The following is a 13,076-nucleotide window of genomic DNA, read 5'->3' as shown; positions in this document are numbered from 1 at the left end:
GAGCACTGGGTTCGAAACGTGTCGGCGCGGCCCGGAGGAGCGGAGCGGCCGGGGCCAAGGATAAAACATTCCGCACGGCCGGCACCAAAAAAGGAGATAAATCGCATGCTGAGCAACCTGGAACTCGTGATGCGGCTCGTTCTCGCGGCGGCGCTGGGCAGCGTCATCGGCTTCGAGCGCGAGCGCCTGGCGTGGGCGGCCGGCCTGCGCACGCACATGCTCGTCTGTGTCGGTTCGACGCTGATCATGATCGTGTCGGCGTTCGGGTTCGCCGACGTGCTCGGCAGCAACGAGCATATCGTGCTCGATCCGTCGCGGATCGCCGCGCAGGTCGTGTCGGGCATCGGCTTCCTCGGCGCGGGCTCGATCCTGCTGCGCGGCGAGATCGTGCGCGGGCTGACGACCGCCGCGAGCCTGTGGTCGGTCGCCGCGATCGGCCTCGCGGTGGGCGGCGGGCTCTACGTCGCGTCGATTTCGGCGACGATCATCATCCTGATCATCCTGGCCGGCATCAAGCCGCTGGAGCGGCGCTACTTCACGGTGCGCCAGCGGCGCCAGCTCGCGCTGACGGTCGTGAGCGGCACGCTGAACTTCGATTCGCTGCACGCGGCGCTCGGCCCCGACAGTGCGCGTGTGAAGCAGTTCATCGTGCAGCGCGCCGACGACACGGGCGAGCACGACGAGGTGCGCATCGCGCTCGCGCGGGTGTCGGAACTCGAATACCAGGCGATCTGCGACAAGCTGCGTGCGCTGAAGGGCGTGACGCGTTTCGAAGAGGGCAACGGGTTGTCGGGCGACGAATAGGCTGAATCGGTTGCGGGGCGTGCGACAATGGACGATCACCGATTCCGTTCGACATCCGGGTCCGCGCTTGCGGGTCCTGCCATCCGATTTCCATGACCGAATCCGTTTCCTCGCCTCGCTCCCGCTTCCGTTCCAATCGTTCGTCGGCCCGTTCTCGTCAGCGTTCGGCTGCCGCCGCGGGCAGTACATCCGCAAGGGCGACGGCGCGGCCTGGCAGTGCCCCGGCCGGTGAGGCGTCGCGGGACGAACGGACGCTCGACCTTTTTGGCGATCCGGTGCTCGAGCCGGGTGAGCGCGCGCCGGCTGTGGCGCGTGAAGAAGCGGGTTCGCAAATCGACGCGGCCGTCGATGTCGCGGACGATGTGGCCTCCGGACGGCAGGCCGCGCTGGACGGGTTCAGTGCGCCGGAAGGTGTGGCCGCGGCAGGACAGGCGGAACCAGCAGACGGTGCGGCGATCCGGGAAATCACGACGGTGGCGCATGGCGTTTCGGCGCTTGAAGGCGAGGACGTTGCGGACGCCGGCGTCGTGCCGGCTTCTGGCGCCGCTGCGATGAAGGCTGTCGATATTTCCGTGGCCGATGGCGCTGCGACGAAGGCCGCCGATGTGCCTGCGGACGATGGCGCCGCCACGGTGGCGACCCAGCTGCAAGCAACCGATGATGCTGCGGCGAAGGCGACCGAATCTCAAGCGGCTGGCGGTGAAGTCGAGAAGACCGTGGCTGCTGCTGCCGCCGTCAAATCCCGCGATCGGCGATCTTCCGATGGCGCCGTGAAGGAACGTCGTGCGTCGTCGGGCGGCAAGCGCCGGGCGACTGCCGGTGCAAGCGACGTGACAGCGGAGCAATCCGCGCCGGTCGTGGCGAGCGTCGACACGGCGCCGGAGGCGGCCGGGGCGAGCACGACGCCGGACCCGGTGGCGACGGTCGAGCCGCAGATGTCGACGCAGCCGGCCAAGCCGGCAATCACCGCGAACACCGCGAACACCGCGAACACCGCGAACACCGCGAACACCGCGAACACCGCGAACACCCATGACGCCGCGCCGCGTGCCGACGCCACCGTATCCCCCGTCACGCAGCCGATGGCTTCCGCTGCCTCCTTTGTCACGAAGCCGTTGGCGGAGCGCGCGCAACCGGCCGTGCCAGCCTTCGATCCGGATATACACCTGCGCCCGCTGACCGACCGGCTCGCCGCCCTGCAGGCCGACGTGGACGGCCTGACGCGCATGGCCGATCGCGAGATGCGCCGCGTTAACCGCCTGCTGCTGGCGCTGGCCGTCGTCGTGCTGGCCGGGCTCGTCGCATTGGTGATGCAGACGCGGCAGATCGCGCACCTGAAGCAGGACGCAGCCACGAAGCAGCAGCGGATCGATCGCCTCGCGGCCGATCTGTCGACGCAGCAGGCAACGTTGATGACGCTCGAGGAGCATCACGAAGCGCTTCTGTCGCAGGTCGACAGGCTTCAGCGCAACGCGAATCGCGAGGCGGCCGTCGCGAAGCGTGCTCGTCGTACGCGTTAATCGTTTCGACCCTATCATGGGAGCCCGACGGCGTAAGGATCGCCCGTTATGTATCGGTGATCGGCCGTCGCGTCCATGCGGCAAACTGATGCGGTGCGCTGGCAGAGTTCAGGGAAAACCCTTAGAATGGAGTCAATCTAAGGGAAAACCCTAGCCACATCTGTCAGGAGTCTCACATGAGCTTCATCCTCGCCCTGCTGCAAAAGATCGACGACCTTTTCGTGTCCCCGCACCTGCCGCTCGACGCCGAATACTCGTACGCTGCGCGTCGTGCCGAAGCCGAGCGCGTGCGCCGTGCGCACCTCGTGCCGATCGTCCTGTACCGTCGCTGATTCGCTGATTCGCTGATTCGCTGATTCGCTGATTCGCTGATTCGCTGATTCGCTGATTCGCTGATTCGCTGATTCGCTGATTCGCTGATTCGCTGCCAGCGCGGCGCTCGCCGCACCTGCCTGCCCGCTTTCCGCCGCCGCATCGCGTGCCGGTGCGACCGTCCCGCTACACTGGAAGCTCAATTCCGTTCATGGTGACCGGGCCATGCTGCAGATGCGACCGATGACGGCCAGCGAATTCCACGCGTACCGCACGCGAGCCATCGACGGCTACGCGAACGATCTCGTTTCATCCGGACAAAATGCTGTCGAAGACGCGGCCGACCGGGCGCGCGCCTGTTTCGACACGCTGCTGCCGGACGGCCTGCGTACCTCCGGCCAGACCCTCGTGGTGCTCATCGACGGCGCCAGCGGCGACGCGGTGGGCGACCTCTGGTACGCGATCGTGCCCGAAGGGCCGAACCGCACGCTGTTCATCTACGACCTCGACATCGCCCCGTCCCGGCGCCGCCAGGGCTGGGCCACGCGCACGCTCGAGGCGCTCGATGCCGAGGCACGCCGGTACGGCGTCACCGAGATCGGGCTGTCGGTGTTCAATCACAACACGGCGGCCCGCGCGCTGTATCGCGCTTGCGGCTTCGCGCCGATCACGACGACCTTGATCAAGCCAGTCATTTCGGACTGAAGCCGCCGCCGGCACCGCATCGTCATGCGCTGGCGATTCGACTCGCCGCGATCGGCCAACACCGGCCCACTCTTTCGCTACTTCCGCCTGCCGAAAGTGCCGAACGGCCATCCGGCCGTTCGGCATACGTCACCGGCATACGTCACCGGCATACGTCACCGGCATACGTCACCGGCATACGTCACCGGCATACGTCACCGGCATACGTCACCGGCATACGTCACCGGCATACGTTACCGGCATACGTCTCCGGCATACGTCACCGCGCGCGCCCCTTCCATCTCCGCAACAGCAGCGCGTTGGTCACGACGCTGACGCTGGAAAACGCCATCGCCGCGCCCGCGATCACCGGGTTCAGCCAGCCGAGCGCCGCGAGCGGCACGCCGACCAGGTTGTAGACGAACGCCCAGAACAGGTTCTGCTGGATCTTCCGGTAAGTGCGCCGGGAGATGTCGATCGCGTCGGCGACGAGCGCCGGGTCGCCGCGCATCAGCGTGATGCCGGCCGTGTGCATCGCGACGTCCGTGCCGGTCGCCATCGCGATGCCGACATCGGCCGCGGCGAGTGCGGGCGCATCGTTGATCCCGTCGCCGACCATCGCGACGATCCCGCCATGCGTGCGCTTCAGCTCGGCGACGACGCGCGCCTTGTCGTCGGGCAGCACCTGCGCATGCACCTCGCCGATGCCGAGGGTCGCCGCGACGGCGGCCGCGCTGCCGCGGTTGTCGCCTGTCACGAGCACGCTCGCGACGCCGCGCGCCGACAGCGCCGCGATCGCGTCGCGGGCGCCCGGCTTCACGGTGTCGCCGAAAGCGATCAGCGCGAGCAACGCGCGCGGCGCATCGGCGCGCATCAGCCACGAGATCGTGTTGCCCGCGCGTTCGAGCTCCGCCGCGCGGGCGTCGAGCGCGGGCGGCACCGCGATGCCGAGCTCGTCGCGCCAGCGCGTGCTGCCGAGCGCGAGCAACTGGCCGCCGACGCGTGCTTCCACGCCGCGTCCCGCCACCGCACGCGCATCGGCGGCGACGGCCGACGGCACCGCACCGCCGCGTGCGGCCCTGCCGGCATCGTGCGCGGCGACGACGGCGCGCGCGAGCGGATGGTCGCTCTGGCGCTGCACCGCCGCCGCGAGCGCGAGCGCTTCGTCATGCGGCACGCCGACGGCTTCGAACGCCGTCACGGACGGCTTGCCTTCGGTCAGCGTGCCGGTCTTGTCGAACGCGATCACGGTCGTGCGCTGCGCGAGTTCGAGCGCCTGCGCATCCTTGATCAGCACGCCGTGCCGGGCCGCGACGCCCGTGCCGGCCATGATCGCCGCGGGCGTCGCGAGACCGAGCGCGCACGGGCACGCGATGACGAGCACCGCGACCGCGTTGAGGATCGCGGTTTCCGTGCCGGCCCCGGCGACCAGCCAGCCGACCAGCGTCAGCAAGGCGATGCCGAGGATCGTCGGCACGAACACCTCGCTCACGCGATCGACGAGCCGCTGGATCGGCGCCTTCTCGGCCTGCGCGGATTCAACGAGGCGGATGATGCGCGCGAGCGTCGTTTCCGCGCCGATCGCGGTGGTTTCGACGACGAGCGCGCCTTCGCCGTTGATCGAGCCGGCCGTGACGGCGTCGCCGTCGTCCTTCGGCACGGGCAGGCTTTCGCCGGTGATCAGCGATTCGTCGATATGCGAGCGGCCCGACACGACCCGGCCGTCGACGGGCACGCGCTCGCCGGGGCGGATGCTGACGCGGGTGCCGACGCGCACCTGCGCCAGCGGCACGTCGCGCTCGACGCCGTGCTCGATGACGCGCGCCCGGTCGGGACGCAGCGCGTTCAGCGCGCGGATCGCGTCGGTGGTCTGGCGCTTCGCGCGCGATTCGAGCCATTTGCCGAAGCGCACCAGCGTGACGATGACGGCCGACGCCTCGAAATACAGATGGCCGGGATGCGCGGGGGCGCGCAGCAGCATCCACAGGCTCAGCCCGTACGCGGCCGACGTGCCGAGCGCGACGAGCAGATCCATGTTGCCGGTGCGCGCCTTCACCGCATGCCAGGCTGCGCGATAGAAACGCGCGCCGAAGCCGAACTGGACGATCGAGGCGAGCACGAGCTGGAGCCAGCCGTGCAGCATCAGGTCGATGCCGAACGGCGCGACGAGCATCGGTGCGACAAGGGGCGCGCTCAGCACGGCGGACCCGATCACGAGGTTGCGTTCGCGAATCGCTTCGCGGCGCTTGCGGGCGTCGGGGTCTTGGGGCGAGCTGGCCGGCTGCGCGGCAGTGCCGGTCGTCGCACCGTCACCGTCTGAAGCCGCGGCGGCGAGCGACGCGCGGTAGCCGGCTGTGGTGACGGCCGCGATCAGCGCGGCGGCATCGAGCGCGCCGGCGCCGTGCACCGACGCACGCTCGATCGCGAGGTTGACGGACGCGCGGGCAACGCCCGGCACGGCGGCCAGCGCCTTTTCGACGCGGCCGGCGCAGGACGCGCAGGTCATCCCGCCGATGTCGAGTTCAAGATCGGCGGGGGCGGTGGCGGCTACCGGCGGGATCGCGGCGCCGGTAACCGGCGTTGCAGCATAGCCGGCTTGTTTCACGGCTTCGGCGAGCCGTGCGGCGGTCACATCGGGGGCGGCGTCGACGGTGGCGCGCTCGGTCGCGAGGTTCACCGACGCGCGCGTGACGCCCGGCACCTTCGCCAGCGCCTTTTCGACGCGCGACACGCAGGACGCACAGGTCATCCCGTCGATATCGAGTTCGATGACGGTGCTGTCGGCCGGACGCTGCCGGCTGGCAATGGAAGTGGCCGCGGCCATCGGCGTGGGCGACGAAGTGGCCGCGGCCATCGGCGTGGGCGACGAAGTGGCCGCGGCCATCGGCGTGGGCGACGCTTCGACAGGATGGGCATGCGCTGCCGTGGCGGCTTCGAGCACCGGGGCACGCACGGCGGCGCGATAGCCGGCCGCGCCGACAACATCGATGAGTTGTGCGGCTTCGACCGTTTCGTGCGCGGTCACGGTCGCCGTGTGAGTGTCGAGGTCGACCGTCGCTTCGACGACGCCCGGCACCGCGGCCAGCGCCCGCTGCACGCGGCCCGTGCAGCCGCCGCAATGCATGCCGTCGACGCTCAGCTCGATCGTATGCAGCGCCGCGGAGGCAAGTGGTTCAGTCATGTCGGATTCCCTGATTGCGCGGCGCATGCCGCGAATGGTTCCAGTATCAACATTCCCATGATGGTAAGGTCAAGCGGTGCATGGCGATGCGATGCAAGGCGGGCGGATCGGCTCGAGGCCATTACTGTTCACAGGGTGCCACGGACTGGAAAAAGCCAACGCCCGGCTTCCGGGCGGAAAGCCGGGCGTCATGTGCCTGCACACGATCGCCCTTTTCACTCGACGGTTGCCTTGCCACGGTGTCTTGAAAATGGCGCGGCTTGAACTGGATTGGCGGGCCGATCCGAAGTGTGCCTCGCAGACCTTGAACAGATCGCCGAACCGCACATTCGCGGGCTCGCGCCCCATTTGCTCGAGGATCTTCCAATCGCTTGCCGTTCGGAATGGCGTCAATCGTGACACCACTTGTCACTCCGGACGCCGGCTCGATCGGCGCCGAGACAGATACGAAACCGGCCGAAACTGCTTCGATGCCCCCCAATTTGCCTGAGGATCCGGCGAAAGATTTCGGACCTGATCGGCCCCCAAATACGCGCCGCCAGCTAATCGGCATATTGGGGATTGCCCCGAGGCGCTATGATACCGGCCTGACATCAGCGCCCACCGTTACGAACCGTAGCGAAACGGTTGTCCGGGCAGGCTGGGGTGCCTTGTTTTCGCCATTCGCAAGTCGAACAAGGCGTTGACTGAAAAGAACGATATTCGGCCAGTAATCGATGATTGAAAACCAGCAGGAATCAGTTTCTCTGCGGCGCGTGTGCGCGTCGCTGGTCATGGCGGCGTTGCTAGCAGGGTGCGCGTCGCAACCGGACGCAATCCAGCGGAAAACCGGCTGGATGCGCGCGGAAGTCGCCGACTCCTACGTCTACGCGTATCCGCTCGTGCTGATGGACGTCGCGAAGGAAGCGGCGACGGGCGGCGACGGCGCGCAACCGGGGCAGGCGCCGCTCAACACGCTGCGCCACGCGCAGGCGCTGCCGCCTGTCGGCGCGGTCAATCCGCCGTTGCCGGGCGTTGATACGCTCGACTCGACCGGCTGGCTCGACGTCGCTGCCGAACCCGTGATCGTCACGTTGCCCGACACCCGCGGCCGTTACTGGGATGCGCGCGCACTCGACATGTGGACGAACGTGCTGTGGTCGTCGTCGAGCGTGGCCGCACGCGGGGCACGCGGCGGCGCGCGATCGCAAACGATTGCCTTCGCCGCGAAGGACTGGCAGGGCACGCTGCCGAAGGGCGCGGTCCGGATCGACGTCCCGTCGGCCAACGCGTGGCTCGAAGTCCGGCTGCAGACGAGCGGCGGGCGCGACCTGACGAACGCGAAGAAACTGCAGCGTGCGATCCGCGTGGTGCCGCTGTCTGTCTATACAGGCGTGGCGCGCGGCGCGTCGGTCGCGGTCCACGCGGGCAGCGCGCCGTCCGAGGCGGTGGGCGGTGGCACGCCGGCCGAGCAGGTGGCGGCGCTCGATCCGAAGGCGTTCTTCGCGCGCTTCGCGCAGGCGCTGCAGGACAACCCGGCACCGGGCGACGACGCGCACGCACTGGAACTGCTCGGCGACATCGGCGTGTCGGCCGGCTACCCGGTGCTGTGGACGGGTGACCGCCTCGCGGCCGCGACGGCCGGCGTCGCCGAGGCGCGCGCGCGGCTCGCGACCCCGCCGTCGAACCTGCTGAACGCGAACGGCTGGAGCTGGATCGGCGATACGGCCGGCAAGTACGGTCAGGACTACACGCTGCGCGCGTACGCGGCCTACACGCAGTTCGGCACCGCGACGCGCGACGATGAAACGCTCGCGGTCGTCCGCGTCGACAGCGACGGTCATGCGCTGAACGGTGCGAACCGCTATGTGCTGCATTTCGCGCCGGGCGCGCTGCCGCCGGTGCGCGCGTTCTGGACGCTGACGCCCTATACGACGAACGGTGCGCTGCCCGACGTCGGATCGGCGCGCCGCTCGCTCGGCGATCGCGACCGCCTGCGCCGCAACCACGACGGCTCGATCGACATCGTCGTGTCGGCGTCGCCGGGCGGCGCACATGCGGCCAACTGGCTGCCGGCGCCGCGCGCCGATTTCGCACTCGCATTGCGCCTGTACGCGCCGAAGCCGCAGGCGAGCGACGGGTCGTGGATGCCGCCCGTTGTCGTCCGGAAATGAACGGATGACCGGCGGCGTTGTCCGACCGGCGGGCGCGACGGCGCCCGAACCCCGTACCGTCACCTCCTGAGCCTATACTTTCAGGATAGCGTGCGCGGCCGCCCGGTTGTCCGGTGCGGCCCGGCATCCCATCCCGAGACATTCAAGCATGGCAAGCGCAGACAAAGAAACCGTATCCTCGACCCTCCATGCCCTCGGTGGCGTTGCACGCTCGCGCCGGGCCCGGCGCATCGGCATCGGCCTGCTGATCTTCCTCGTTTTATTCGGACTGCTCGGGTTCTTCGCGGCGCCGCCGCTGATCCGCCATATCGCCGAGCAGCAGTTGAGCAAGCAGCTCGACCGGCCCGCCACGATCCAGCGCATCGCGCTGAACCCGTACACGCTGAACCTCGAAGCCGACGGCATCCATCTCGGCGACAAAGGCGGGCAGGGCGACTTCATCGACATCGCGAAGCTCGTCGTGCGGCCGTCGTGGTCGTCGCTGTTCCGCGGCGCGCCGATCGTCAATGAAGTCCGCCTCGACTCGCCGCGCTTTCATATCGTCCGCTACGACGCGCAGCGCTTCAACTTCACCGACCTGATCGAGAAGTTCTCGACGCCGTCGCCCAAGCCCGAAAGCAAGCCGACGCAGTTCTCGGTGTCGAACATCCAGGTCAACAACGGCCGGATCGATTTCGACGACCGCCTGCTGAACGAAAAGCACGTCGTCGACAACTGGACGCTCGGCATTCCGTACATCGCGACGCTGGCATCGAAGACCGACATCTTCGTCGAGCCGAAGCTGCGGGCGCGCTTCGACGGCAGCCCGATCGCGATCGACGGCAAGACCAAGCCGTTCGCGCAGTCGCGCGAATCGGAGATCGCGCTGAAATTCGACGGCCTCGACGTGCCGAAGCTGATCTCCTACGTGCCGGCGAAGCTGCCGGTGGCCGTGACGAGCGGTCTGCTGAGCAGCGACCTCAAGATCGATTTCGTGATGAGCGGCGAGACGCCCGCGCTGCGCGTATCGGGCACCGTCGACCTGAACGACGCGAAGGTGACCGACCACGCGTCCGCGCCGCTGTTCGCCGCGCGCGGCGTGCACGTCGCGGCGGCCAGCCTCGAGCCGCTGCGCAACGCGATGCACTTCGACGAGATCCGGATCGACCAGCCGGTGGTCGACCTGTCGCGCGACAAGCAGGGCGTGCTGAACGTCGAGAAGCTCGCCGGCCAGCCGGCCGCCGCGCCGAAGGCTGCCGAGGGCAAGCTGGCGGCGTCGGGCGCCGCGACCGCTTCCGCCGCCGCCGAAACGGCTGCCAGCGGCGCAAAGGCCGAAGCCGGCGCGAAAGAGGCGCCGCCGCTCGACCTGACGATCCGTCACTTCGCGATCGACGGCGGCACGGTCAACGTGGACGACCGCGTGCCGGCGACGCCGACCGCGCTGTCGCTCACGAAGCTCGCCGCGACGCTCGACGGCTTCTCGATGCAGGGCAAGACGCCCGCGAAATACACGCTGTCGACGTCGCTGTCGCGTGGCGGAGACGTGACGGCCGAAGGCACGTTCAATCTCGCGGAGAAGCAGGTCGAGAGCAAGCTGACGGTCGCCGCGCTCGCGCTGCCGGCGCTGCAGCCGTACCTCGGCGAAGCGACCCGTGCGCGTGTGCTCGACGGCACGCTCGGCGCGACCGTCAACGCGAAGGCCGACTGGGGCAAGACGCCGCTCGCCGCGCAGGTCGCCGACAGCACGGTCAGCCTGAAGTCGCTGAAGATCGCGACGCCCGACGCGAAGGCGCCCGCGATCGTGCTGCCCGACGCGAGCGCGAAGATCGCGAAGGTCGACGTGGCCACACGCACCGCGGAGATCGCGAGCGTCGACGCCAGCGGGCTCGCGCTCGACGTGCAGCGCCTGAAGGACGGCAAGATCGACCTTGCGGCGCTGGCCGAACCCGTGCAGGCGTCGGTGCCGAAGCGCACGGTCGCACGCAAGGCCGAGGCCGCCGCGCCGTCGTGGCATTACCGGATCGACGCGCTGAACGTGAAGGATGCGTCCGCGAACTTCACCGACCTGACGACGCCGCGCCCGGTGAAGCTGGCGCTCAAGCCGCTGGACCTGTCGGTGCAGAAGATCAGCGACGACCTGACCAAGCCGCTGCCCGTGCAGCTGAAGGCGACGCTGAACCGCAAGGGTTCGCTGAACGTGACGGGCGACGTGACCGCGCAGCCGCTGAAGCTCGGCCTGAAGATCAACGGCAACCGCCTCGACGCGGCCGCGTTCGAGCCGTACTTCGGCAGCGCGCTGAACGCGACCATCGCGAGCGCGCTGCTCAACGCGCAAGGCAACCTGACGTTCGCGCAGGTGAAGGACGCGCCGCGCGCGACCTATCGCGGCGATGCCGCGCTGGTCGACGTGCGGATGCTCGACAAGGCGACGTCCGATCCGTTCGCGGGCTGGCGCTCGCTCGCGCTGTCGAACCTGAAGGTGAACTACGACGAGAAGGGCACCGACGTCGATGCCGCGCGCGTGACGTTCTCGAACTTCTACGGCCGCGTGCTGCTCGATGCGCAGGGGAAACTGAACCTGAAGGACGTCGTCGCGAAGCAGACGGGCCCCGCGCAATCGCTCACGCGCGACGCGAGCAAGGGCGAGCCCGTGCCGCTGTCGCCGGGCGTCGCACCGGCCGCATCGGCCGCGGTCGCGCAACAGGCGTCCGCGCCGGCCGCCGCATCGGCGACGGTCGTCGTGAAGGCCGCGCAGCCGCCGCAGAACCCGGTGCGGATGCATTTCGGCGAGTTGCTGCTGCAGAACGGCCGCGTCACGTATACCGACAACTTCATCAAGCCGAACTACACGGCGAACCTCGTCGCGATCAAGGGCACGGTCGGCGCGTTCGGCACGGATTCGACGACGTCCGCGCCGGTCGACGTCGCCGCGAATCTCGCGGGCAACGGGCCGATCTCGATCAAGGGTTCGGTGAATCCGCTGATCGAGAAGCCGGCGCTCGACCTCACCGCGACCGCGCACGACATCGAGCTGACCAACCTGACGCCGTATTCCGCGAAGTACGCGGGCTATCCGATCACGAAGGGCAAGCTCAACGTCGACCTGCATTACGCGCTCGAGAACGACCAGCTGAAGGCGAACAACCACATCTTCATCGACCAGCTCACGTTCGGCGACCATGTGGAGAACGACACGGCGACCAAGCTCCCGGTGAAGCTCGCGATCTCGCTGCTGAAGAACACGCGCGGCCAGATCGACGTGAACCTGCCGGTGTCCGGCTCGCTGTCGAATCCGGAATTCAGCGTTGGCGGACTGATCTGGCGCGCGGTGCTGAACCTGATCGCGAAGGCCGTCACGTCGCCGTTCTCGCTGCTCGCGAATGCGTTCGGCGGCAGCGGCGGCGAGGATCTCGGCTACGTCGAGTTCGCGCCGGGCTCGTACCAGCTGACCGACGCGCAGCAGAAGAAGCTCGACACCGTCGTGAAGATGCTGACCGAGAAGCCGTCGATCCGCCTCGATCTGATCGGCCGCGTCGATCCGGCGAAGGACACGTCCGGGCTCGGCGAAGCGTACGTCGATCGGCTGGTGCGCCAGCAGAAGCTGAAGGACGTGGTCGGGCAGGGCGAGAGCATCGACCCGATGTCGGTGAAGGTCGAGCCGGCCGAGTACAGCAAGTACCTGACGCGCGCGTACAAGGCCGCCGACTTCAAGAAGCCGCGCAACCTGATCGGCCTGCAGAAGACGCTGCCCGACGCCGACATGAAGAAGGCGCTCGCCGAACATGCGCCGGCAGACGACAACGCGCTGCGCGCGCTCGCGCAGCAGCGCGCACAGGCCGTGCGCCAGTACCTCGACGGGAAGATCGATTCGAGCCGCGTGTTCGTCGTCGCGCCGAAGCTCGATGCGAAGGGCATCGAGGACAAGGGCGCGACCACCCGCGTCGACTTCGGCCTGCAGTAAGCAGGCCATCCGCCGCCGCCGCGTCCGGCCATCCGTTCGGGCGCGGCGGCGTGCTTCCTTCAGCGTGCGGCGATCGCCGGTTCCTCGCGCTTGCCCAGTTCCTTCTTCGCGGCCAGCGGCAGACGCGCGTCGTCCCACTGCGCCAGCCATTCGACTTCCTTCGCCGTGAACACCTGTCCGTAGTTGCGCAACGCGTACTGCAACGCGTCGACGACGTGGTGGCGAATGATTTCGGGGGTGCGTGCATCGTCCAGCACGAACCGGAGGGCTTCCAGGGTCGACATACTCGTGCTCCGGGTCAGGGAAAACCCTTTATCACACGCCAATAGTCGCGCGCCAAGCCGGAAAAAAAATCATGCGGCAAGTGACGCTGCGCAAGGTTTGACCGATGCCCCCGCGCAGTGCCGGCAGATGAGCGCGCACGCTGCAGCGTGCGCCAGGCCACCGTGCTTTGCGACCGCTTCATGTCACTTGCGATTCGT

Annotated in this window: 8 protein-coding genes; 6 read left to right on the top strand and 2 right to left on the bottom strand. The window is 68.4% G+C overall.

The genetic code is table 11. From position 1 onward, the window contains the following. Window positions 1–105: 105 nt before the first annotated feature. From HWX36_RS13865 to HWX36_RS13850, 4 genes are all read left to right on the top strand, one after another. Entirely contained in the window at window positions 106–804 is a 699-nt protein-coding gene (locus HWX36_RS13865; protein ID WP_175952652.1) for an MgtC/SapB family protein, read from the top strand. A 92-nt stretch (window positions 805–896) separates the two neighbouring features. Beyond that, window positions 897–2,324 carry a flagellar hook-length control protein FliK gene (locus HWX36_RS13860; RefSeq protein ID WP_175952651.1) on the top strand — a complete coding sequence of 476 codons (1,428 nt, stop codon included), beginning with the start codon at window positions 897–899 and terminating at the stop codon, window positions 2,322–2,324. 176 nt (window positions 2,325–2,500) lie between these two features. After that, the gene (locus HWX36_RS13855; RefSeq protein ID WP_006481665.1) at window positions 2,501–2,656 is read left to right on the top strand and encodes a hypothetical protein; all 156 of its coding nucleotides are present in this window, start codon (window positions 2,501–2,503) and stop codon (window positions 2,654–2,656) included. A gap of 205 nt (window positions 2,657–2,861) precedes the next feature. Continuing rightward, window positions 2,862–3,341: a GNAT family N-acetyltransferase gene (locus tag HWX36_RS13850; protein ID WP_175952650.1), complete on the top strand. Its 480-nt coding sequence runs from the start codon at window positions 2,862–2,864 to the stop codon at window positions 3,339–3,341. Window positions 3,342–3,600: 259 nt separating this feature from the next. Here the strand turns inward: HWX36_RS13850 and HWX36_RS13845 are convergent, their stop codons facing one another. Further along, a complete protein-coding gene (locus HWX36_RS13845) occupies window positions 3,601–6,501 on the bottom strand; it encodes a heavy metal translocating P-type ATPase (RefSeq protein WP_175952649.1) in 2,901 nt (966 codons plus the stop codon). A 716-nt stretch (window positions 6,502–7,217) separates the two neighbouring features. Between HWX36_RS13845 and HWX36_RS13840 the strand changes: the two genes are divergently transcribed. Both HWX36_RS13840 and HWX36_RS13835 read left to right on the top strand, forming a co-directional pair. Continuing rightward, window positions 7,218–8,654, top strand: coding sequence for a DUF1254 domain-containing protein (locus HWX36_RS13840; protein WP_175952648.1), 1,437 nt, complete (start codon window positions 7,218–7,220; stop codon window positions 8,652–8,654). A gap of 148 nt (window positions 8,655–8,802) precedes the next feature. Continuing rightward, window positions 8,803–12,594, top strand: coding sequence for a DUF748 domain-containing protein (locus tag HWX36_RS13835; protein ID WP_175952647.1), 3,792 nt, complete (start codon window positions 8,803–8,805; stop codon window positions 12,592–12,594). A gap of 59 nt (window positions 12,595–12,653) precedes the next feature. Here HWX36_RS13835 and HWX36_RS13830 read toward each other — a convergent pair whose 3' ends face one another. Further along, entirely contained in the window at window positions 12,654–12,878 is a 225-nt protein-coding gene (locus HWX36_RS13830) for a hypothetical protein (RefSeq protein WP_027790361.1), read from the bottom strand. Window positions 12,879–13,076 lie beyond the last annotated feature (198 nt).

This window comes from Burkholderia sp. BCC0405, from assembly GCF_902833075.1.
GTDB lineage: Bacteria > Pseudomonadota > Gammaproteobacteria > Burkholderiales > Burkholderiaceae > Burkholderia.
The sequence above is the reverse complement of the archived record's forward strand: the minus strand, read 5'-3'. Positions and strand labels throughout refer to the sequence as shown.